Raw genomic sequence first — 22,761 nt, 5'->3', positions numbered from 1 at the left:
TCAAAAATCCGCAGGCGGGCGTGAAGCCCGGACCGCTGATTGCGCGTGGCGCAGTGGCTGCGGCGCTTGCGACGCTGGTCACTCCAGCCGCAGCGCTGCTGGCCTTGATTTCGCCGTCAGAAGGCGAGGCGAATCAGTGTCGGAACATTTTGTCGCAAATGAAGAAATAACGCCTTTCTCCCTCTCCCTGTGGGAGAGGGCCGGGGTGAGGGCATCAGGCCGCACGCAGTGAATTACAGGGCCTGGTGCTTCGTCTCGTGCGTCAGCAGCAGCGCAATCAGCGTCAGCCCCGCCATTGCCGCCAGATAAACCCCCACATAGAACAGACCATAGTTCGCCTGCAGCCAGGTGGCGATATACGGCGCAACGGAGGCACCCAGAATAGACGAGACGTTGTAAGAGAACGACGCGCCGGTATAACGCACTTCCGTCGGGAAGAGCTCAGGCAGCAGCGCACCCATCGGGCCGAAGGTCAGCCCCATCAGGCTCAGGCCAATCAGCAGATAGGCCATCACCAGCGCCGGGCTACCTGAACCCAGCAGCGGCGGGAAGACGAACAGGGCAAACAGAATGATCAGCGTGGTGATGGTAATCATGCTCGCGCGGCGACCGAACTTATCCGCCAGCAGGCCCGCAATCGGAACCATCACGCCAAACCCGATCACCGCCATCATCAGCATCCACAGCACTTCGTTACGCGGCAGACCCAGCCCAACCGGTGCGGCGGCGGTACTGAAGGTCATGGAGTAGACGGTCATGATGTAGAACAGCGTATAGGTTGCCAGCATGATGAACGTGCCCAGCACGGTCACGCGGACGTGTTTGGTCAGCAGCGTACCCAGCGGCACTTTTACCTGCTTGTTCGCCGCGGCCACTTTCGCGAAAACTGGGGTCTCATGCAGAGAAACGCGCACGTACAGGCCAATCAGCACCAGCACGGCTGAGAAGATAAACGGAATACGCCAGCCCCAGCTCATGAACTGTTCATCCGTCAGCAGCCAGGAGAGCAGCAGGAACGTCCCGTTGGCAAAGAAGAAGCCAATCGGTGCGCCCAGCTGCGGGAATGAGCCATACAGCGCGCGCTTGCGTGCCGGGGCGTTCTCGGTGGCCAGCAGCGCCGCGCCGCCCCACTCGCCGCCAAGGCCCAGACCCTGACCAAAACGCGCCAGCGCCAGCAGGACCGGCGCCAGAATGCCGATCGTCTCATACGTAGGCAGCAGGCCGATGGCCACGGTGGAGATGCCCATCGTCAGCAGCGAGGCCACCAGGGTGACTTTGCGGCCAATGCGATCGCCAAAGTGTCCAAACAGCGCAGAGCCAATCGGACGCGCAACAAACGCGATAGCAAAGGTCGCCAGAGACTGCAGCGTGGCCGCCGTCGGATCGCCCTGTGGGAAGAAAATATGCGGGAAGACGATGACCGCAGCGGTGGCATAAATATAAAAGTCGAAGAACTCAATGGCGGTGCCAATCAGCGATGCGACGACAACTTTATTGCGCGAGTTTACCGGAACGTTTTCCGTTCCTGAGTCGAGTGTGGTGGCGGTTGCTTGCATAATATTTTCTTATTTTTGTCGAACGAAAGGCCATATTACGCACAGCAAAAGCGACATTTCAATCTGTAACAAAGCCGCGTGCTGGTGATAAAAGCAACAAAAAGCGGATAATTTTCAGGCCAGCCAAAACAGGTCTATGAAATGCTTCACAGATTTTAAATATCAGTCAATAAAACTGGTTTTCGGTTAAATAAAAGTTACAGGCTGGATTTATATGCTGAAATGATGAATCGGGCTGAAATTTCAGCCCGAGAGTGGGGTTACCGGTGCGTTTTGCCCGGCATTCGCGGGTCGTCTTTGTACTCGGCAGTGGCAATCCACGCCGCGCAGAACAGGGTTAAACGCGCGAAGAAGTAGAAGAACGCCATCAGCCCCAGCACCGAGCCAAACGCCGCGCCGGAAGGGGATTTAACCAGTGACGGCAAGGTGTAGGTCATCACGATTTTGATCGCTTCAAAGCCGATCGCCGCAATCAACGTGCCGCGAATCAGCGCCTTCTTGCGCGGACGATGGCGGGGCAAGCGCCAGAAGATCCAGAAGAACAGCAGATAATTGGCGAAGATGGAAATGGCCAGACCAATGCCGCGCCAGGCGGGCTTCAGCCATTCGATATAATCAAGATAGAGCGCGGAGATGATCATCTGCTGCGCCGAGCCTGCCACGGAGGTAATAGAAAGCGTCACGATGAGCGCGACAAGCAGGCCAATCAGAGAAACAAAATCGCGGAGGTACTTAACCCAAATTTTCTCCTGGTCCTGCGGCTTACGCTCCCAGACATCGCGCGACTGGGCGCGAATGGCCTCGCGCAGGTTGCCCATCCAGTTAACGCCGGAGTAAAGGGCAATCAGCAAACCGACGATACCGACGGTAGTACGCTGCTGAACGGCGGTATTGATGGTGCTTTTGAGCGTGCTGGCAAGGGTCGGGTCACTGACGTTATTCAGGATCTTATTGAAGATATCCTGCAGCAGCGTCGGGTGCGACGCGAGCACAAAACCGGCCGCCGCAAACGACACCATCAGGATTGGGATCATCGACAGGAAGGAAAAATAGGTGATGGCGGCACCAAACTGGTTTCCCATGCGGTCATTAAAGCGTTCGGTCGCGCGTATCAGATGCGCAATCATGGGAAACTGCTGAATTCTGGCGACAATGCCGGTGACGGTCCCCAGCGCTTTGCTGGCGGTACCAGGGGACCTGGCCTCTTCAGGCCCGGTTTCCATCTTTTTGACGGGCTCATACTCTAAATGTTGGGTGGGTCGTTGCGGGTTGTTTTCCGGCGTCACGCGTCTTTTCCTTTTCGTTTGGCTGGATGTTACTGAATTATAGCTTGCGACTAGTCCACGTAAGCTTTTGTGAGTTCGGTTAGCCACTCCATGAACAGATGGACCCGGCGGGAGAGGTTGCGGCGGTGGGGATAAATCAGGGAGACAGGCATCGGTTCGGCCCGGTATTGCGGCAGGATCTCAACCAGTTTCTTCCCGCGGAGTAAATCGCGCACCCCAACCCGCGGAACCTGAATAATGCCCAGTCCGGCGAGACAGGCAGCCTGGTAAGTTTCCGTGCTGTTGACTGTTAAAACCCCGCCCGTTTTTACCCACTGCGTCGCACTGCCGTTATAAAACTCAAAGCCCTGCGGGCGAGTTCCCAGCATCGCGGCGTAGTGGATCACGGCGTGTGAGCCTAAATCGTCCAGCGTTTCCGGGTAGCCAAAACGCGCCAGATAATCCGGACTGGCGCAGTTAATCACCGACAGCTTGCCCAGCGGACGGGCAATCAGCCCTGAATCCTTCAGCGTGCCGACGCGGACGACGCAATCAAACCCCTCACGGATCACATCCACCAGGCGATCGCTGCTGCTGAGTTCCAGTTCAATGCCCGGATAGTGCTGCAGGAAAGCAGGCAGTTTGGGGATGACTAAATTTCGAGCAACGCCGACGGGCATATCCACGCGGAGCCGTCCGCTGATGCTGGAGGGATCGTGCTGAAACATACCGTCGAGTTCATCAAGGTTTGCCAGCAGATCTTTTGCCCGCTCGTAATAGACCATGCCGTCCTGCGTCAGGCTGACGCGGCGCGTGGTGCGGTGCAATAGCTGGGTGCCAAGCCGGTTTTCCAGGGCCTGAATTTGTCGTGAAACGCTGCCTTTCGGCAGGGTTAATGTTTCGGCCGCGCGGGAAAAACTCTCCAGTTCCGCGACGCGGACGAATAACTGCATTGCGTGAATTTTATCCATAGCGGAAGCTCATTGTTGTTACAGCTGAAACAGTGAAGCGTTTTAACCCATCTTTATTGATTTTCTATCACCTAATAAGCTCTTTCTCAATCTCCTTAACAGCCAAAACGAGGTTTATGATGAGTGAACGTATCGCATTAGTGACGGGTGGTAGCCGTGGTCTGGGTAAAAACGCTGCGTTAAAGCTGGCGGCAGAAGGCACGGGAATCGTCCTGACATACAACCGTAGCCAGCAGGAAGCGCTGGATGTTGTGCATGAAATTCAGGAAAAAGGCGTTAACGCAGCGGCATTACAGCTCAACGTCGGGGATATCACGGGTTTTGATCATTTTGCCCAACAGCTTCAGGAAACCCTTAGGCGTGTCTGGCAGCGTGAAACTTTTGACTATTTATTGAACAATGCCGGAACGGGTTTATATGCGCCCTATACCGACACGACGGAAGCCCAGTTTGATGAGGCGCTGAACATCCATTTCAAAGGACCTTTCTTCCTGACCCAGCGCCTGCTGCCGTTGCTGAACGACGGGGGACGGATCCTCAACGTCTCCAGCGGGCTGGCCCGCTTTACCCAGCCGGGCTCAGGGACCTACGCGGCCATGAAGGGGGCGATGGAAGTGCTGACGCGTTATCAGGCGAAAGAGCTGGGCGCACGCGGGATCGCCGTCAATATCATCGCGCCGGGCGCGATTGAAACTGACTTTGGCGGCGGACGCGTGCGCGACAACGCGGAGCTGAATCAGCTGCTGGCCTCGCAAACGGCGCTGGGACGGGTGGGGCTGCCGGACGATATTGGCGATGCCATTGCGGCACTGCTCAGCGACAAACTGGGCTGGATGAATGCGCAACGTATTGAAGTCTCAGGCGGCATGTTCCTGTGATGTACGCGCTTAAGGAAATCCTTAAGGTCAATGTGTCAAAATACGGACAGATATAAAGAACTCGGGGGGATTTGTAACGTCTCCATTCGTTGAGTTTTTTCTTAAATAACCCCTCTGTAGAATCCCCCTTCGCTATTCTCAGAGGGATAAAAAACGATGCGAGTAATCATGTTTGACAGGCAGTCACTCTTTATTCACGGAGCGATACACAGTCTTCAGACGCTCATTCCGGAAATAGATATGACAGGGACCTGTCAGGCAGACGATTTATGGACCCAAATTTCCGCTTCACCGTCAGCTATCGTCATGATTGACGGCAATTTAATGCAGGACGAGGGGAGCGCTTTGCTGGAAGAGATGCTACAACGCTTTCCGGCGATACGCGTGATTCTGGTTTTGGCGAAAAAAGAGGCCAGATGGGTTGAGCAATTGCGGCAGCGAAACATCATGGCCATTATTCCCCGAAATGCCAGTCCCGAGCGGTTTTCGGCCGTGCTGGATTCGGTGTCCAGAGGGATGGTCTGTTTTCCCGGGGAGTGGGTCAGGCAGCCGTCGTCTCAGGCGTTATCATCCCTGAGCGAGCGTCAGCGCGACGTGTTGGAATTGCTGGCGGCGGGGGAGTCAAATAAAGAGATTGGCCGCAATCTCAACATCAGTGCGGCCACGGTAAAAGCGCATCTCGAGGCGCTTTTCCGGCGGCTGGACGTGAAAAACAGAACGCAGGCTGCCATGTACTATACCCGTGCGAAGGCCTGAAAAATCGCATTTGGGAGCGAGGGCATCTCTCCGAAGCTGAATATCATCATAACCAGCGCATCATGCTGCTGTTGGGTTAATGGATGTGTCACACTTTCCCGCAGCAGCGCCTCACGCAGCTGAATATCGTCATGCAGCAAATCTTCTGCCTCGGCAGGCGTGATGGGACCGTGAAAAAGTGCCCGATCGCGGATAACGTGGCCATAGCCAATAACCCATAATCCGTTTTCGTCACGATATTTCTCCAGAGAAAGACCCTGATGTTTTTTTATTAACGCAATGGCGGCAGAAGATATTTTCAGCGCATGACCTTTCATATTCATTTCCTCTTAAGATCGATACTGTAGAGGAAACGACGTCTGAGAAATATCCGCCAAATGGCTGTTGATCAGGCATTATTATTCAGGTATTCCTGCTGCAATAAACCAAATAACCAGTCATTTTGCCAGCGCCCCGCAAGATAATAGCTCTCGCGTAATTCGCCTTCCAGGCGAAAGCGGGCTTTTTCCAGCAGGCGCCTTGAAGCGACATTTCCCACGGTGACGGTGGCGGTGAGTCGACGTATACCGCCCTGATGAAAAGCGTAATCACAAAGCGCTTTCAGGGATTCAAAGCCGTAGCCTTTCCCCTGCGCCTCGGGTGCGAAAAGGAAGCCCACTTCGGCACAGTCCTCTTCCCGATGAATATACCCGGTAACGCCCAGCGGGGCCCGGGAGGCGGCGTCACGCACGACGAGACAGAGCCAGTGCGCGCTGCCCGGTGACCAGGGCGTCAGGCGTGAATCAAACGCCTCGCGGATCGCCGCAACGGGGCGGTTTTCCGCCACAAAGCGCATGACGTCGGGATTCTGCTGTAATGCCAGAAAAAAGGGCCAGTCTTGTTCCAGCAGAGGTGAACAGGTAAGGCGAGGGGTAATTAAAATCGGCATTCAGATTCTCCTGAAACATTTTAAATGATTTTAGGGTTGTCACTTTATTTCAACAGAAAGTCAGGTATGGTTAATCGCGTATAAATAAAAAGAAAAAAAGGGCGTCTCATGCCCATTCCGGATGTCTTCGTTGTCGCTTAAGGAAAACAATGAGTCTCAGCACATCACATCATATTCGCGAACAGTTCGAACACTGTCTGGCGGTCATTCGCCATGCGTCGGTGGAAATTTTGCTACTTCTGAATGTACATGCTTCTGAGGGCAAAGATCCACGCTGGTTTCTGGAGCAACTCGACAGTGCTCGATTAGCGCTGGGCGGCTGGGGAGCCGTTGCGAAAAAATTCAACCTGAATGACGCCGAGATGTCGGAATTTACGCTCCAGCTGCGCCTGCTGCAGCAGCGCGTTCCGCAGTATGAAAGCGGACAGGATGTGAGTGAAAACCAGCTTATTGCGGCGATGCGGTTTGTCACCGCGCTGGAACACCTTCGTCTGCAGCAGCCGCTGCTGACCTACAGCACGGACCTGGCACCGGGAAGCGAACTTCAGCAACAGCAGGCGCACAAGCAGGTGCGGGCGATTGAGCTGATGATTAAAGGGCTCATCCAGCAGGCCTGGCCCGATCAGGTACGGCTGAACAATCATCTGAAGACCTTGTTTAACGCCGATCGCGTTCGGCGCTGGCTGAAGCTTGGCGAGATCAACGATGTCCTGAGCGGCATGATGTTCAGCGAGCTGGCGCAAATGCTGGTGGATAAAAAAGAGTTCAGCCGCTATTACGCTTCGCTGTTCAGCGATCCTTCCATGCTGACGCTGCTGGTTGAACCGCGTAAAACGCTGCAAACCTTCCTCGACGACATCCGGCAAATTCGCAACAGCATCACCGTTCAGAAAACGTTGAGCTCGGCGCAAATTCAGCTGCTGGATAACTACTACGCGCAGATTGCGCGGCCCGTTCAACGCGCGTTTGAAGAGGGGAGAACGCGCGTCAATCCGGCGGGATTCATGGCGGTAGATGCCAGCGAACTGCATACCTTCTGGGAAAAGGCGCAGAAAATGGATCGCGTCACCGGTGGGGATCTGTTTGAAGTCCGCGACACCATTGAAAAGCCGACCCAGCGCGCGCCGCGCACCCCCGAACAACGCGAACAGCTTATTTCCGGCGCGCTATGGGGGGCGGTTGGCGTCATGGTGATTGCCATCGTGGCGGGGGGATTCTGGCTGGTGACCAGCAGTAAACCGCAGCCTGCGACCGCCAGCGCGGCTGAAGCGGCACCACCACAGGAAATGCGCGAGACGCCTTCCTCGCGTGAAACGCTCACGCGCATGGGGGTGACCTGGGACGAGAATAATTTCCGCTCGGCCATTAATCGCAACGACACCCGCGTGACCCAGCTCTTTTTGCAGGGTGGTATGGACTGGAAGCTGTCCTGGACCGAAGAGGCGATGTCGGCAGGCTATGACGACGTGCTGGAGCTGATGTTACGCTACCGGCAAAACATGGTGGAGGAGAAGCCGTGTCGCCGCTTCATCAACACGCTCAGCCACGCGATGTCGAACGGCGAGTCTCTGACCTCGGTACGTAAAGAGTATCTTAAAGCGTTTTGCACCGTGCCTGCCGTGGTGAAACGCCAGCAGCACGATCTCGACATGGCCACACGCCGTGCGCAGTCACAGCCGGATGCCACCACCAAAAAATGGCAGTCTATTCAGAGCGCCATTTATGAGGTGATCCGCTAAGTTGTTCTCCCTCTCCCTGTGGGAGAGGGCCGGGGTGAGGGCTCCAGACCGCACCTCGCACCCTGCTCAAGGCTCCCCATACAACCCAATCAGCCGCCGCACCACGCCGTTCGTCCAGCCGAAACCATCCTGCAGCGGATACTCCCCCCCGCCCCCTTCGCGCGGCGTGCTGCTGGCGATGTGGTACTTCTCAATCAGCTTATGGTGCGTCTGATAAAAATGGTTCACCGTATGCAGCCAGCTCCAGGCGATCTCATCCCCCAGTGAATCGTTGCCGTACTGCTTGAAGCCCTGAATCGCCATCCACTGCAGCGGCGCCCAGCCGTTGGGTTTATCCCACTGCTCGCCGGTTTCGTACTCGGTCGCCAGAATCCCGCCCGGCGTGAGCAGTCGCGCCTTGACCGCATCCGACAGGCGCTCGGCCTGCTCATGGGTTGCCATGCCGACATACAGCGGCACGATGCTGGCGGCAGAAAACAGCGCCAGCTCTTCGCGTCGCCAGTCGTAATCGCGGTAACAGCCGCTCTCCTCGTCCCACAGATAGCGGTTCACCGCCGCGCGGCGATCGCTGGCTTTCTGGCGGAACAGGTCGGCCGTCTCTTTGTCCCCTTTCGACGCCGAGATGTTGGCAATCGCGCTTTCCAGCTTGAACAGGAAGGCGTTCAGGTCGATGGGGATAAACTGCGTCGTGCGGATGCTGGCGAGCCGCGACGGATCGCGCAGCCAGCGGGACGAATAATCCCAGCCGGAAGCCGCCCCCGCCCGCAGGTCGCGATACACCTCGTTTGGCGGACGGCCCGAGTGGCGGGCAGTTTCCACGTCCTCGATCCACGATTCGTCGCGCGGGGTATCACGGTCGTCCCAGTAGCGGTTGAGCAGTGAACCGTCCGGCATGCGCACGGCGCTGCGGTAGGCCTGGTTAAGCAGCAGCGACTCCGCGCCGTCCATCCAGAAGGCGTACTCCATTTTGAGGTGATCCAGATAGCGTTTCGCACCGCGCACGCCGTCCTCCTCGAACAGCTCCACCATCAGGGCAAAGACCGGCGGCTGGGAGCGGCTGAGATAATAGGTGCGGTTGCCGTTGGGGATATGCCCGTAGCGTTCAATCAGCCAGGCGAAGTTGTCCGCCATGCACTTGAGCAGATCGTTACGACCGCTCTCCGCCAGCCCCAGCATGGAGAAATAGGAATCCCAGTAGTAGGTCTCGCTGAATCGCCCGCCGGGAACGATATAGGCCTGCGGCAGCGCCAGTAGGGAAGACCAGGGAATATGATCCTGCGGCTCGCGCGTCAGCACCGGCCACAGGTTATCAATGTGCTCCTTCAGGGAGAGGCCCGGGTCGGAGACATACTCGGTGCCGAACGTTTCCGGCATCCAGAAGTGGTTCTCCACAAACTGGCGCAGGTCGAAGTCCCGGTGGCGTCTGACCTTGCGGTAGCGGATCAGGATATCCAGCGGATCCATCTTCGGCGCGCAGTCGGGGAAGGTTTTACTGTCGGCAAACAGCCGCGTCGACTGCACATGCTCGAACAGTTCAAGATAGCGGTCTGCGGGCGTCAACGCATCGGAGGCGGGTAGCCCCTCGATCATTTCGGGTTCCGGCTCCGCCTCAATCATTTCATCCAGTTTCAACTCGCAGGGATCGGTCTCGTAGCGCAGCTCTTCTGCAATCTCGAATTCGATGTTCTCGGTAGCCTGTAGTTTCTGGTTGAACATGGTGATAGGGACCTCCGGTTGTGTGTTCAAAAGACAGGTTTATCCGGGCGTCTTATAAGCGTAGACATTCGCTTCGGTAGAGGGGGAGGAATATGTGCGGTAGATCACTATTTTCGGAGCATTCGTTTTGCAACGATTTATGTCTGTTAACAGTAGCCTCTTCAAAAGAGGCTGCTGAACAAGAGGCGAGTATCCCGGATCAAAGGCCTTGTTTTAGCCGCCTAGAAATCGGTTCAAATTCCTCGGTAGAATGGCGCTTGATCGTATCCGGTGCGTTATCCTCGATGGCTTTCCAGTAGGCCCACGGCACCGGTTTTTTCCCCAGCTCATAGTCCATGGCGTCCCAGGCATCTTCACGAAACGCATAAAATGCCCAGTGTGCATGATGTTTGTCGAGGACGGTCAGGACATCATTAAGCCACTGCCGGCAGCCCTGCAGCGTACGAACGCAGCCAAACTCTCCCGCGACAACCCGGTTGGCCGGAATACCATTCTGCTTCGCCCAGTCAAAGGGCGCGTTCATCCATTTCTCTATGGCCGTAGCGCCCCATTTCACCTTTTTACCGCCGAACGTGATCATGCCTGGATAGTCGAACGGCACCTTGCGGCGTGCATTTGGCGCGCTGGTGAAATCATAGGGCTCGTACATGTGGAAGCTGTAGAGCACCCGCTTATCCTTAAGCGCGGACGGCCAACCAGAAAAACCACGCGCGGAGGCGTACCAGCCTCCATCGACCATAATCGGTGTGGTGGCATCGACCTCGCGGATGGCGGCAATAATCTGATTGTAGAGAGCGGGGAGGTTACGCGCCGTACTTTGCTGCTGCTGATACCAGGTTTTTAACGCCTCTGGCGACGCCTGCTCGCTAATGTTGCCTCTTTTTTCAGGCGCGGGTTCATTGACCAGATTCCAGGCCGCAATGCCCGGTTCGTCCTTCAGGGCCTGGGCCAAATCACGCCAGAACTGAGCGGCTTCCTGCCAGTATTTTTTGTCCTGCCAGATGCGGTCATCAAACTGGTTATTGTTATTTTGCGCCCAGCGCATGCCGGGCAAAGAGAGTGGGGCAATGACGACCTGTAGCCCGGCCGTGTGTGCTTTCCTGATGGAGGCTTTGAGCGTCGCGAGGTCTGTGGCCTCGAGCCCACGATAGCCGTCGGCGTTGCCGAGAAGAAAATCTCTCCCGGCAGGTTTCCATTTGTCGTAAGAGAGGCGAACCCACGTCGCGCCATAGCCTCGCAGCGCGTCATAGTATTCCTGCGTGGGTGGCAGGCGGTTAAAGCTGTTTCCGCCGTGCTGAGGGGTATCCCAGAAGGTGATTTGATCAGATGAGGAGGCAGCAAAGCAAAAAAGAAGCAGGGTCAACCCGATAAGCGCTTTCATCTCAATTCCTTTTTAGCGTGATGATGATTTTATATTCGCTGGGATGATGATGCTTTGTCTTTAAATTATCGAGCCATATAAAAAAACTGGCCCGCTAAGGCCAGTTTTGATGACGTGCTTTCCTGCGAAAAGCCCTTAACGCATGGTCACAAACTCTTCCGCCGCCGTTGGGTGGATTGCCACGGTGTTATCGAAATCTTTCTTCGTTGCGCCCATCTTCAGCGCCACGGCAAAGCCCTGCAGGATCTCGTCCATGCCGAAGCCGATGCCGTGGATACCGACAATCTTCTCGTCCGGACCGACGCAGACCAGCTTCATGCGGCACGGCTGACGGTGCGAGGTGACGGCGGTATACATCGCGGTGAAGGCTGATTTATACACTTTCACCTGGTCGTCGCCATACTGCTCGCGCGCCTGCGGCTCGGTTAAGCCGACGGTGCCGATTGGCGGGTGGCTGAAGACCACGGTCGGGATGTTGCTGTAGTCGAGATGCTCGTCCGGCTTGTTGTTAAACAGGCGCTCGGAAAGACGACGACCCGCCGCAACGGCCACCGGGGTCAGCTCAACTGCACCGGTATTGTCGCCGACCGCATAAATGCCCGGTACGCTGGTGTTCTGGAATTTATCGACGACGATATAGCCTTTTTCGTCGGTTTTCACGCCGGTCACGCCCAGGTTGAAGTTATCGTTAGCCGGTTCACGGCCAATCGCCCAGATCAGGCAATCGACGGTCTGGCTGCGGCCATCTTCCAGCTCCAGGGTCAGGCTGCCGTCTGCATTTTTCACGACCGCTTTTGGCACGGCGTTGGTATGCAGGGTTGGACCTTCGGTGTTCATCACTTCAACCAGCGTATCAACGATCAGCGGATCGAAGCTGCGCAGCGGCGCGTGTTTGCGCACGAACAGGTGCGCCTCTGCGCCCAGGCCGTTAATCACCCCGGCCAGTTCCACCGCGATGTAACCCGCACCAACAACGGCAACGCGCTTAGGCAGGGCAGGCAGCTCGAAGAAACCGTCGGAGTCGATGCCGTATTCCACGCCCGGAATGTTCGGGTGGCTAGGACGGCCGCCGGTGGCGATCAGGATGTGATCGGCGGTGATCGTCTCGCCGTTCACTTCGATCGTTTTCGCGTCCACAAAGCGGGCGAAGCCGTGGATAACGTCGACGTTATTTTTGCCCAGCACGTTGTCGTAGGAGGTGTGAATACGGTCGATGTAGGCGGTACGGCTGGCAATCAGCTTGTCCCAGTCAAAGTTATTAATGGTGGTGTCAAAGCCGTAGTCCGGGCCATACATATGGATAGCTTCACGGATCTGCGCCGCATGCCACATCACTTTCTTCGGTACACAACCCACGTTCACGCAGGTGCCGCCCAGCGCTTTGGCTTCAATCAGCGCGCACTTCTGGCCGTACATGGCCGCGCGGTTGATGGAGGCGATGCCGCCGCTGCCGCCGCCGATTGCGATGTAGTCATAATGCTTAGTCATAGCTTTTGTCCTTAATCGTGAATTGCCGCGATTGTATACCTGAAATCAATAGTTTCCACCGATGGCTGCGATTACTCCGGCACGATCCAACTGACGGTGGCGTGGCCTGTACCCGCTGGCACCAGCGTTTTATGCAGCCACGGCAGCACGTTATTCATCTGCGCTTCGAGCTTCCACGGCGGGTTGATCACAATCATACCGGAGGCGGTCATGCCGCGCTGATCGCTGTCCGGACGTACCGCCAGCTCAATCTGCAGGATTTTGCGGATGCCGGTCGCTTCCAGATCTTTGATCATGCGTTTGATTTGCGCGCGCAGCACCACCGGGTACCACAGGGCGTATGTCCCGGTAGCGAAGCGTTTGTAGCCTTCGTGGATACCGGTCACCACCGCCTGATAGTCGGTTTTGATTTCGTACGGCGGGTCGATCAGCACCAGGCCGCGACGGGAAACCGGCGGCAGCTTGGCTTTCAGCTGCTGGTAGCCGTCGGATTTTTCCACGCGGGCCCGGCTGTCTTTATGGAATTCAGAACGCAGCAGCGGGAAGTCGCTCGGATGCAGCTCAGTCAGCTGGAGGCTGTCCTGCTCGCGCAGCAGCTGGCGGGCAATCAGCGGCGAGCCCGGGTAGTAGCGCAGCTGGCCGTTGCGGTTGAAGTGATTCACCACGCCGATGTACGGCTCCAGCTCGGCAGGCAGATCGTCCTGCTGCCAGATGCGGGCAATCCCTTCCAGATATTCACCGGTACGCTCAGCATGCTCGCCGCTCAGCTGATAACGGCCAGCGCCCGCGTGGGTGTCCAGATAGAGAAACGGCTTCTCTTTCTCTTTGAGCGATTCGATGATCAGGCTCTGAACGGTGTGTTTAAGGACGTCGGCGTGGTTGCCAGCGTGGAAGCTGTGGCGATAACTGAGCATGGGTAATGATATTCCGCTGAATTGACGATTTGCCACAGTTTACAGCAGAACGGCGCAGATTACCCGTAGGCCCGGTAAGCGCAGCGCCACCGGGCTCTTTTCCGCCACGTCTGGCATTGAAATCCTCTACACTTAACCCCATTCTAGATCGCATATGCACAGCGCCGGATGCGCGCTTCATTCACCTATTTCAACAGGACAGCGTTTATGACCAATCCATTACTGACGCCTTTTTCGTTGCCGCCGTTTTCTAAAATCCTCCCTGAGCATGTGGTTCCAGCCGTTACGCAATCTCTGGACAACTGCCGCGCGGCGGTAGAAAGCGTGGTAGCGCAGGGCGCGCCGTACACCTGGGAAAATCTGTGTCAGCCGCTGGCCGAAGTGGACGACGTGCTGGGGCGTATTTTCTCCCCGGTGAGCCACCTGAACTCGGTAAAAAACAGCCCGGAGCTGCGCGAAGCCTACGAACAGACCCTGCCGCTGCTCTCTGAGTACAGCACCTGGGTCGGCCAGCACGAAGGGCTCTACAAAGCCTACCGCGACCTGCGCGACGGCGACCATTATGCCGAGCTGAACACGGCGCAGAAAAAATCGGTCGATAACGCCCTGCGTGATTTTGAGCTGTCCGGGATTGGCCTGCCAAAAGAGAAGCAGACCCGCTATGGCGAAATTGCCGCGCGCCTGTCCGAGCTGGGCAACCAGTACAGCAACAACGTGCTCGACGCCACCATGGGCTGGACGAAGCTGATTACCGACGAAGCGGAGCTTTCCGGCATGCCGGAAAGCGCCCTGGCGGCGGCAAAAGCCCAGGCCGAGGCGAAAGAGCTGGACGGCTTTCTGTTAACGCTGGATATCCCGAGCTATCTGCCGGTGATGACCTACTGCGACAACCAGGCGCTTCGCGAAGAGATGTACCGCGCCTACAGCACCCGCGCCTCCGATCAGGGGCCGAATGCCGGTAAGTGGGACAACAGCCCGGTGATGGCGGAAATCCTCGCCCTGCGCCACGAGTTGGCCCAGCTGCTGGGCTTTGAAAACTATGCCGATAAATCCCTCGCCACCAAAATGGCGGAAAATCCGCAGCAGGTGCTCGACTTCCTGACCGATCTGGCGAAACGCGCCCGTCCGCAGGGTGAAAAAGAGCTGGCCCAGCTGCGCGCCTTCGCGAAAGCGGAGTTCGGCGTGGACGAGCTGCAGCCGTGGGACATCGCTTACTACAGCGAAAAACAGAAGCAGCATCTCTACAGCATCAGCGACGAGCAGCTGCGCCCGTACTTCCCGGAAAACAAAGCCGTTAACGGCCTGTTTGAAGTGGTGAAGCGCATCTATGGCATCACCGCCAAAGAGCGTACCGATATCGACGTCTGGCATCCGGACGTGCGCTTCTTCGAGCTGTATGACGAGAAAAACGAACTGCGCGGCAGCTTCTATCTCGATCTCTACGCGCGTGAGAACAAGCGCGGCGGGGCGTGGATGGACGACTGCGTGGGCCAGATGCGTAAAGCCGACGGTTCTCTGCAGAAGCCGGTCGCCTACCTGACCTGTAACTTTAACCGTCCGGTGAACGGCAAACCTGCGCTCTTTACTCACGATGAAGTGATCACCCTGTTCCACGAGTTCGGTCACGGTCTGCACCATATGCTGACCCGCATCGAAACCGCAGGCGTGGCCGGTATCAGCGGTGTGCCGTGGGATGCGGTCGAGCTGCCGAGCCAGTTTATGGAAAACTGGTGCTGGGAGCCGGACGCGCTGGCGTTTATCTCCGGTCACTATGAGACAGGCGAACCGCTGCCGAAAGAACTGCTGGATAAAATGCTGGCGGCGAAGAACTACCAGGCGGCGATGTTCATCCTGCGTCAGCTGGAGTTCGGCCTGTTCGATTTCCGCCTGCACGCCGAGTTTAGTCCGGAGCAGGGCGCAAAAATCCTGGAAACCCTGGCCGAGATTAAAAAGCAGGTTGCCGTGATCCCAGGGCCAACCTGGGGCCGCTTCCCGCACGCGTTCAGCCATATCTTTGCAGGCGGTTACGCGGCGGGTTACTACAGCTACCTGTGGGCCGACGTGCTGGCGGCGGATGCCTTCTCTCGTTTCGAAGAAGAGGGGATCTTCAACCGCGAAACCGGCCAGTCGTTCCTCGACAGTATCCTGACCCGCGGCGGTTCCGAAGAGCCAATGGTGCTGTTCAAACGCTTCCGCGGCCGCGAGCCGCAGCTGGATGCGATGCTTGAGCATTACGGGATCAAAGGCTGATTGTTACGTGAAGATCTGCTTAGTGGATGAAACAGGCGCCGGAGACGGCGCCTTATCTGTTCTGGCCGCCCGCTGGGGGCTGGAGCACGATGATGAAAACCCGATGGCGCTGGTGATGACCACAGCACATCTTGAATTACGCAAGCGCGACGAACCGAAGCTCGGCGGGATTTTTGTCGATTTTGTCGGCGGGGCGATGGCGCACCGGCGCAAGTTCGGCGGCGGTCGCGGCGAAGCGGTGGCTAAAGCGGTTGGGATTAAAGGAAGCTACCTCCCGGACGTGGTCGATGCCACGGCGGGGCTGGGGCGTGATGCCTTTGTGCTGGCGTCTGTCGGCTGTCGGGTGCGGATGCTGGAACGTAACCCGGTGGTGGCGGCCCTGCTCGACGACGGTCTGAGTCGTGGCTACGCGGATCCGGAAATCGGCCCGTGGTTGCAGGAGCGTTTGCAGCTGATTCATGCCTCGAGCCTGACGGCACTGACCGATATCACCCCGCGCCCGCAGGTGGTCTATCTCGACCCGATGTTCCCGCACAAGCAGAAAAGCGCGCTGGTGAAGAAAGAGATGCGGGTGTTTCAGTCTCTGGTGGGGCCTGATTTGGATGCGGATGGTCTGCTGGAGCCGGCTCGTCAGCTGGCGACGAAGCGGGTGGTGGTGAAGCGCCCTGACTATGCGCCGCCGCTGGCGGACGTTGCCACGGCCAACGCGGTGACCACCAAAGGGCACCGGTTTGATATCTACTCAGGTACGCCGGAATAAAAAAAGCCGGGAGGCGGCTTCGCCTTACCCGGCCTACGTCCTCGATCTATCCCCTCTCCCTGTGGGAGAGGGTTAGGGTGAGGGGAATTTAACGCACTTACTCGTCTTCTTCGTCACGCAGTGGAACAATCAGCATATCCACGTGAACGGTGTTAATCAGCTGGCGCGCGGAAGACATCAGCTTGCTCCAGAAGTCCTGATGGTGACCGCACACCACCAGGTCCATGTCATATTTCTTGATCGCATCAACCAGTACCTGGCCCAGGTCGCCGCTGCCGCTCAGGGTTTCGGTAATCGGGTAGCCTGCGTTAGTGGACAGTTCGCTCAGGGCGTGGTGCGTCTCTTCGGAGATACGCTTCTGCATATCGCCCAGATTGACGTCGATGAGACCGGTGTAGAGGTCGGAGTAATTCACATCAACGTGAATCAGCGAAACTTTCGCGTTGTAGGGACGCGCCATGGATACCGCTTTATCAACCAGCACTTTGCTCTCCGGGGAGAGGTCTACCGCGATGAGAATGTGTTTGTAAGCCATAGTGTTACTCCTTCCTTAAGTTATCGATGACTAAATGGGAAAGCCGTCGTCTGATGCTTTCATTACGGCCCAGTTAAACATATTTTTCAAGCTTTGGTGTTGATAACGATTAACCTTGTGGCAAAAAAATTAACGGATCTCCTACACTATTAAATGAGCCGTTCGGATATTAAAACGCGAACCGGATCGACTTTTGGTCATTCTTTCACTGAACTGTCTGTCAGGGCATTGGGGTGCGGTAGCTCAGAAGCCTTGCTTCGTGGGCGGACGCCGGGGAGGATGTATGATTAGCACCGTCGCATTGTTTTGGGCGTTATGCGTAGTTTGCATAGTGAATATGGCGCGCTACTTCTCATCGTTACGTGCGCTGTTAGTGGTACTTCGTGGTTGCGATCCGTTGCTTTATCAGTATGTGGACGGTGGAGGGTTCTTCACCTCGCATGGGCAGCCCAGCAAACAGATGCGTCTGGTGGGATATATCTACTATCAACGCTACCGCGATCATCACGATGAAGAGTTTATCCGTCGCTGCGAGCGCCTGCGTCGTCAGTTCATTTTAACCAGCGCCCTGTGCGGGCTGGTCGTGGTCAGCATGATTGCATTGATGATTTGGCACTGAGCATCACAGCAGGCGGGGTCAGCCCCGCCTTCTTTCCTCTGGCTCAGGGCTTAACCGTGAACCGGAGATCGGAGATATCGCTCTCAATCGAAATAACCTTCCCGCTATAGGCGATATTAACGTCTCCGTTTGTATCAATGCTGGCAGCAGTGATTGTACCCGTACCTTCAATAACAGGATGCTTCATTGCCAACTGATGGATAATGTCGATGTCTTTCCCTGTTATCTTTTCCGAGAGATAGTAACGGTAGATTGTCGGTACGGTGGCGCCACCCTGATTGTTCACGGTCATATAGAGCCAGACGCTGTCAGATAATTTATAAACGCGTTGAAGTGCATCGTTATTTCGCTGATTAGGCTGGTGGTTTAGCCACACAAATCCAATGACCAGAGCCAGAAGCGAAACCGTAACAAGGCGATGAATCCATTTAGTAGCCGTTTTGAATGGCATAGTCTTTTCCGTCATGGGGGGAACTGAGAATATTCGCGGGGATAATAGTTATTTGTGCAGTAAAAATTTGAACAGATAGTGTTCAGATTTTCCTAATCACAGCAATGGATTAAGTAACACAACAGCCATAAAAAAAGCGGGTCAGTTTCCTGACCCGCTTTTTGTCGCCTTCAACCGATTAAATCAGCTTCAGCGAAATCCAGTACAGCCCACCAGACAGCAGGATGGATGCCGGAAGGGTGAACACCCAGGCCATCAGAATGTTGGTCACGGTTTTGCGCTGCAGGCCGCCACCGTCAACAATCATGGTACCTGCCACGGACGAAGAGAGTACGTGGGTGGTGGATACCGGCATACCGGTGTAGCTCGCCAGACCGATAGATACCGCCGCCGTCATCTGCGCGGACATACCCTGCGCATAGGTCATGCCTTTCTTACCAATCTTCTCGCCGATGGTGGTCGCCACACGGCGCCAGCCAATCATCGTACCGATACCGAGCGCCAGTGCGACCGCCATGATGATCCAGATTGGCGCGTACTCAATGGTGTTGAGCATATCGCCTTTCAGTTTCTTCAGGAGACGCTGGTCGTCAGCATTCACGTCAGGCAGCTTCGCCACTTTATCCGTCACATCAGAGATGCACAGCATAATGCGACGCAGCTGACCACGCTGCTCAACGGTCAGTTTGTCATAACTTTCGATATTGCCCAGCATGCCTTTGGCACGTTCCAGCGCGTTAATCGCGTTTGCCGGATGGCAGTGGAATTCGCCTGGCGCAGTCGCGGCACCGGCTTCCGGTGACGGGATTAACTGGTCAACGCCGGTCGCCTTCTTCAACAGGTCAGGATGCTGCTGGAAGTAGATTTCGACGTTGTTGACCGCATCGCGAGTACGGGTGATTTCGTAGCCGGAGGCGTTCATGTTAACCACGAAGCCTGCCGGAGCAACGCCGATCAGTACCAGCATCACCAGACCAATGCCTTTCTGACCATCGTTCGCGCCGTGTGAGAAAGCCACGCCGATAGCGGAAATGATCAGGGCGATACGCGTCCAGAATGGCGGCTTTTTCTTGCCGTCTTTCTTTTCACGCTCTGCTGGCGTCAGGTGAATACGGGAGCGTTTTTTGGTATTGCTCCAGTAACGACGCAGGATGAAGATCAGCCCGCCTGCCACCACCAGACCCACGATAGGGGAGACGATGAGTGAGGCGAAGATCCCCAGTACTTTCGGGATATTTAACGCATCAACAACCGATGTACCGGTCATGAGGGCGTTGGTTAACCCGATACCGATAATCGCGCCGATGAGGGTGTGAGAACTGGATGCAGGCAGGCCGAAATACCAGGTACCGAGGTTCCAGATAATTGCAGCAAGCAGCATTGAGAACACCATGGCGAGGCCATGGCCAGAACTAACGTTAAGCAGCAGATCCGTTGGTAGCATATGCACAATGGCATACGCAACGCTCAGTCCGCCCAGGAGGACACCAAAAAAGTTAAATACCGCCGCCATAACAACCGCAAGCTGCGATCGCATTGCGCGAGTGTAGATAACCGTCGCTACTGCGTTTGCAGTGTCGTGGAAGCCGTTGATCGCTTCGTAAAACAGTACAAAAACCAGAGCAAGCAAGAGTAAAAGCCCGGTATGTAAATCCAGGCCGGCAAACAAATGTAGCATAGGACGTTACGCCATTTTGAGGACATGAACGCGGCGCATTATCCAGGACAAATGCGCAACGGGCAAAGTGAAATATAGACTTTTTTTGACATACCACCTGATTTGAGAAAAGTGCCTGAAAGGATATTCTTTAAATTTCAAGGGAATGGCTTTGTAATATCTTTTTACGCTGGTGTGACCACAGAGGAAACTTTACAATCCGCGGCAGTTAACAAAGAGGGTTTTGACGTGGAAAGGTTTGATGCCGTGGTAATTGGCGCCGGTGCGGCGGGTATGTTTTGTGCGGCGATGGCCGGACAGGCGGGTCGTCGCGTGCTGCTGCTGGATAACGGTAAAAAGCCAGGCCGTAAGATCCTGATGTCCGGCGGCGGGCGCTGCAACTTTACTAACCTGTATGTTGAACCCGCGGCCTATTTGAGCCAAAACCGTCATTTTTGTAAATCTGCGCTGGCGCGTTATACCCAGTGGGATTTTATCGACCTGGTCGGTAAGCACGGTATCGCATGGCATGAGAAGACGCTGGGCCAGTTGTTCTGCGACGACTCCGCGCAGCAGATTGTCGATATGCTGGTGGCCGAGTGCGAGAAGGGCGGCGTCGTCATGCGCCTGCGTACCGAGGTGCTGGAAGTCACCCGCGACGACCAGGGCTACACGCTGCAGCTCAACGGTGAAACCGTCAGCGCAGATAGCCTGGTGATCGCCAGCGGCGGCCTGTCCATGCCGGGTCTGGGCGCTTCCCCGTTTGGCTATAAGATTGCCGAACAGTTTGGCCTGAAAGTCTTGCCTACGCGCGCCGGGCTGGTGCCGTTCACGCTGCATAAACCGCTTCTCGAACAGCTTCAGACGCTGTCTGGCGTGTCTGTTCCCTCCGTCATTACCGCCGAAGACGGGACGGTGTTCCGTGAAAATCTGCTCTTTACCCATCGCGGCCTCTCCGGCCCGGCGGTACTGCAAATCTCCAGCTACTGGCAGCCGGGGGAATTCGTCACGGTTAACCTGCTCCCGGACTGCGATCTCGACGCGTTCCTTAACGAGCAGCGTACCGCGCACCCGAATCAGAGCCTGAAAAACACGCTGGCAATGCAGCTGCCGAAGCGTCTGGTGGAATGTTTGCAGGTGCTGGGGCAGATCCCCGACGTGTCGCTCAAGCAGCTTAACAGCCGCGAGCAGGAGATGCTGGTGGAGACCCTGACAAACTGGCGCGTGCAGCCAAACGGCACCGAAGGCTACCGCACCGCGGAAGTGACGCTGGGCGGGGTCGATACCAATGAACTCTCTTCCCGCACCATGGAAGCGCGCAACGTGCCGGGGCTCTATTTTATTGGCGAAGTAATGGATGTGACCGGCTGGCTCGGCGGGTACAACTTCCAGTGGGCATGGGCAAGTGCCTGGGCGTGTGCTCAGGCGCTGGCAGAGAAATAATCACGCAACGCAATTATTGCACCAACTTTTCCTCCCCCTTCGACTAAGCTTCGACCAGATGCCCCGCCGCGTTAGTGGGGCCATATTCCTTTTGGTCGAGCACGCATCATGCAGCTACTCAGTATTATTATTTTGCTTACCCTAACCGTGGTGATTCATTCGCTGTGGATGTTTGGCGTTTTAAAATTCATTACATTAGAAGTCGATTCTGCGGTACGCATTGTTTTACGCAATGTCGGTATCGTGATCTCTATGATTTTCGCCCATCTCCTGGAAGCCGGGCTATTTGCGGCATTTTATTTTGTCATCGACGCGTTTAATGACTGGAACACCAGCTTCTACTTTTCGCTGGTGAGCTATGCGACGGTAGGGTACGGCGACGTCACGTTACCCCAGCACTGGCGGCTCATCGGCGGGGTGGAAGGGCTGGTGGGCGCGTTGATGGTAGGCTGGTCTGTGGCGGTTCTGGTGGCGGTACTGCAGCGTTTGCGCGGCATGAGCGCTTAAACGGCTGATGCACGATCCCCGTCTGGTAAGGTAAAGTACCCCTCCTTGCGCGGCCAGATGGCTGCGATTTTGAGGGCGAAGAGGCTGATTAACGGCCCGCCCTTTTCTGTTCCTGGTTTACGCCAGTTTGCATGGTGTTGTGTTTTGTCTGCCAAAAGGGTTTTGTATGTCTGCTGCTCATCTCGGTTTCCCGACGGAAACCGTTGTTGTCTTTGTGGTGATGGCCGTTGGGGCGATGTTTATCGACCTCTTTATGCACCGTCACGATAAACCTGTTTCGCTGAAAAGCGCGGCGATGTGGTCCATCTTCTGGGTCATGATGGCGATGGCCTTCGCCGGATTCCTGTACGTTCACCACGGCGCCGAGATGGCGAGCCTGTTCCTCACCGGCTATGCGCTGGAAGAGGTGCTCTCCGTCGATAACCTGTTTGTGATGATGGCGATCTTCGCCTGGTTCGGCGTGCCGGATAAGTACCGTCACCGTGTGCTCTACTGGGGCGTGCTGGGGGCGATTGTCTTCCGCGGCATCTTTGTAGCTATCGGCACCAGCCTGTTAAGCCTGGGGCCGTACGTTGAGGTGATTTTCGCGCTGGTCGTTGGCTGGACGGCGGTGATGATGCTCAGACGTAATGAAGAGAGCGACGAAGTGGAAGATTACTCGGGTCATCTCGCCTATCGCCTGGTGAAGCGCTTCTATCCGGTCTGGCCGAAAATCAGCAGCAATGCCTTTATTCTGACGCAGAAAGAGGTGGATGCGGAGCTGGAGAAGCCGGAAAACCAGGACGTGATGGTCGGACGCGTCAAGAAGGCGAAGCGCTATGCGACGCCGCTGTTGCTTTGCGTGGCCGTCGTTGAGCTCTCTGACGTGATGTTCGCGTTTGACTCCGTGCCGGCCATTATTGCCGTGAGCCGCGAGCCGCTGATTATCTACAGCGCCATGATGTTCG

22 protein-coding genes are annotated in these 22,761 nt (G+C 56.3%); 10 read left to right on the top strand and 12 right to left on the bottom strand.

Annotated elements, in window-relative coordinates:
• On the top strand, positions 1-170 hold a 170-nt coding region (locus DOU50_RS23660), incomplete at its 5' end, for a hypothetical protein (RefSeq protein ID WP_228117508.1).
• Positions 171-233: 63 nt separating this feature from the next.
• On the opposite strand, the gene DOU50_RS06105 is transcribed toward DOU50_RS23660, so the two are convergent.
• The 3 genes from DOU50_RS06105 to DOU50_RS06095 all read right to left on the bottom strand — a co-directional run bounded on the left by DOU50_RS06105 (position 234) and on the right by DOU50_RS06095 (position 3,792).
• Positions 234-1,556 (bottom strand): MFS transporter, encoded by a 1,323-nt coding sequence (locus DOU50_RS06105; RefSeq protein ID WP_024908835.1) that lies wholly within the window; start codon positions 1,554-1,556, stop codon positions 234-236.
• A gap of 260 nt (positions 1,557-1,816) precedes the next feature.
• Positions 1,817-2,842 (bottom strand): inner membrane protein YhjD, encoded by a 1,026-nt coding sequence (yhjD, locus tag DOU50_RS06100; protein ID WP_024908836.1) that lies wholly within the window; start codon positions 2,840-2,842, stop codon positions 1,817-1,819.
• Between the two features lie 50 nt (positions 2,843-2,892).
• On the bottom strand, positions 2,893-3,792 hold the full coding sequence (locus DOU50_RS06095) for a LysR family transcriptional regulator (RefSeq protein ID WP_148769038.1): 900 nt from the start codon (positions 3,790-3,792) through the stop codon (positions 2,893-2,895).
• Positions 3,793-3,911: 119 nt separating this feature from the next.
• Here DOU50_RS06095 and DOU50_RS06090 point away from each other — a divergent pair, with 119 nt between their 5' ends.
• Together DOU50_RS06090 and DOU50_RS06085 are read left to right on the top strand one after the other, a co-directional pair.
• Positions 3,912-4,670, top strand: coding sequence for an SDR family NAD(P)-dependent oxidoreductase (locus tag DOU50_RS06090; RefSeq protein ID WP_048991722.1), 759 nt, complete (start codon positions 3,912-3,914; stop codon positions 4,668-4,670).
• A gap of 156 nt (positions 4,671-4,826) precedes the next feature.
• On the top strand, positions 4,827-5,426 hold the full coding sequence (locus DOU50_RS06085; protein WP_048991723.1) for a response regulator transcription factor: 600 nt from the start codon (positions 4,827-4,829) through the stop codon (positions 5,424-5,426).
• Here the strand turns inward: DOU50_RS06085 and DOU50_RS06080 are convergent.
• Complete coding sequence (locus tag DOU50_RS06080; protein WP_148769037.1) at positions 5,405-5,743, bottom strand: lysozyme; 339 nt, start codon at positions 5,741-5,743, stop codon at positions 5,405-5,407. The two genes, DOU50_RS06085 and DOU50_RS06080, sit on opposite strands and share 22 nt — an antisense overlap.
• Positions 5,744-5,814: 71 nt before the next feature.
• Entirely contained in the window at positions 5,815-6,354 is a 540-nt protein-coding gene (locus DOU50_RS06075) for a GNAT family N-acetyltransferase (protein ID WP_090420520.1), read from the bottom strand.
• A 149-nt stretch (positions 6,355-6,503) separates the two neighbouring features.
• On the opposite strand from DOU50_RS06075, the gene DOU50_RS06070 reads away from it, so the two are divergent.
• Positions 6,504-8,093 carry an STY4199 family HEPN domain-containing protein gene (locus DOU50_RS06070; RefSeq protein ID WP_148769036.1) on the top strand — a complete coding sequence of 530 codons (1,590 nt, stop codon included), beginning with the start codon at positions 6,504-6,506 and terminating at the stop codon, positions 8,091-8,093.
• 66 nt (positions 8,094-8,159) lie between these two features.
• Here DOU50_RS06070 and DOU50_RS06065 read toward each other — a convergent pair whose 3' ends face one another.
• The 4 genes from DOU50_RS06065 to DOU50_RS06050 form a co-directional block, all read right to left on the bottom strand.
• On the bottom strand, positions 8,160-9,809 hold the full coding sequence (locus DOU50_RS06065; protein ID WP_048991530.1) for an alpha,alpha-trehalase: 1,650 nt from the start codon (positions 9,807-9,809) through the stop codon (positions 8,160-8,162).
• A 199-nt stretch (positions 9,810-10,008) separates the two neighbouring features.
• Complete coding sequence (locus DOU50_RS06060; RefSeq protein WP_194266131.1) at positions 10,009-11,190, bottom strand: glycoside hydrolase family 5 protein; 1,182 nt, start codon at positions 11,188-11,190, stop codon at positions 10,009-10,011.
• Positions 11,191-11,325: 135 nt separating this feature from the next.
• Complete coding sequence (gene gorA / locus DOU50_RS06055) at positions 11,326-12,678, bottom strand: glutathione-disulfide reductase (protein ID WP_024908845.1); 1,353 nt, start codon at positions 12,676-12,678, stop codon at positions 11,326-11,328.
• Between the two features lie 71 nt (positions 12,679-12,749).
• Positions 12,750-13,592 carry a 23S rRNA (adenine(2030)-N(6))-methyltransferase RlmJ gene (locus tag DOU50_RS06050; RefSeq protein WP_148769034.1) on the bottom strand — a complete coding sequence of 281 codons (843 nt, stop codon included), beginning with the start codon at positions 13,590-13,592 and terminating at the stop codon, positions 12,750-12,752.
• Positions 13,593-13,799: 207 nt separating this feature from the next.
• Between DOU50_RS06050 and prlC the strand changes: the two genes are divergently transcribed.
• Both prlC and rsmJ read left to right on the top strand, forming a co-directional pair.
• On the top strand, positions 13,800-15,842 hold the full coding sequence (gene prlC / locus DOU50_RS06045) for an oligopeptidase A (protein WP_148769033.1): 2,043 nt from the start codon (positions 13,800-13,802) through the stop codon (positions 15,840-15,842).
• Positions 15,843-15,849: 7 nt separating this feature from the next.
• On the top strand, positions 15,850-16,602 hold the full coding sequence (gene rsmJ / locus DOU50_RS06040; RefSeq protein WP_148769032.1) for a 16S rRNA (guanine(1516)-N(2))-methyltransferase RsmJ: 753 nt from the start codon (positions 15,850-15,852) through the stop codon (positions 16,600-16,602).
• 97 nt (positions 16,603-16,699) lie between these two features.
• Here rsmJ and uspA read toward each other — a convergent pair whose 3' ends face one another.
• Positions 16,700-17,137, bottom strand: a complete 438-nt coding sequence (uspA, locus tag DOU50_RS06035; RefSeq protein ID WP_003861223.1) for a universal stress protein UspA — start codon at positions 17,135-17,137, stop codon at positions 16,700-16,702.
• A gap of 283 nt (positions 17,138-17,420) precedes the next feature.
• Between uspA and uspB the strand changes: the two genes are divergently transcribed.
• Positions 17,421-17,756: a universal stress protein UspB gene (gene uspB / locus DOU50_RS06030; protein ID WP_003861224.1), complete on the top strand. Its 336-nt coding sequence runs from the start codon at positions 17,421-17,423 to the stop codon at positions 17,754-17,756.
• A gap of 43 nt (positions 17,757-17,799) precedes the next feature.
• On the opposite strand, the gene DOU50_RS06025 is transcribed toward uspB, so the two are convergent.
• Positions 17,800-18,207: a hypothetical protein gene (locus tag DOU50_RS06025; protein WP_024908848.1), complete on the bottom strand. Its 408-nt coding sequence runs from the start codon at positions 18,205-18,207 to the stop codon at positions 17,800-17,802.
• Positions 18,208-18,385: 178 nt separating this feature from the next.
• Positions 18,386-19,885, bottom strand: a complete 1,500-nt coding sequence (gene pitA, locus DOU50_RS06020) for an inorganic phosphate transporter PitA (protein ID WP_032648248.1) — start codon at positions 19,883-19,885, stop codon at positions 18,386-18,388.
• Positions 19,886-20,113: 228 nt separating this feature from the next.
• Between pitA and DOU50_RS06015 the strand changes: the two genes are divergently transcribed.
• The 3 genes from DOU50_RS06015 to DOU50_RS06005 form a co-directional block, all read left to right on the top strand.
• Positions 20,114-21,307, top strand: a complete 1,194-nt coding sequence (locus tag DOU50_RS06015; RefSeq protein WP_148769031.1) for an NAD(P)/FAD-dependent oxidoreductase — start codon at positions 20,114-20,116, stop codon at positions 21,305-21,307.
• 108 nt (positions 21,308-21,415) lie between these two features.
• On the top strand, positions 21,416-21,814 hold the full coding sequence (locus DOU50_RS06010) for a potassium channel family protein (protein WP_024908850.1): 399 nt from the start codon (positions 21,416-21,418) through the stop codon (positions 21,812-21,814).
• Positions 21,815-21,980: 166 nt separating this feature from the next.
• Positions 21,981-22,761, top strand: a 781-nt coding sequence (locus tag DOU50_RS06005) for a TerC/Alx family metal homeostasis membrane protein (RefSeq protein ID WP_148769030.1), incomplete at its 3' end; no start/stop codon positions are given.

It is taken from the genome of Enterobacter sp. C6, assembly GCF_008122455.1.
Classification (GTDB): domain Bacteria; phylum Pseudomonadota; class Gammaproteobacteria; order Enterobacterales; family Enterobacteriaceae; genus Enterobacter; species Enterobacter pseudoroggenkampii.
This window is presented reverse-complemented; position numbering and strand designations above follow the sequence as displayed.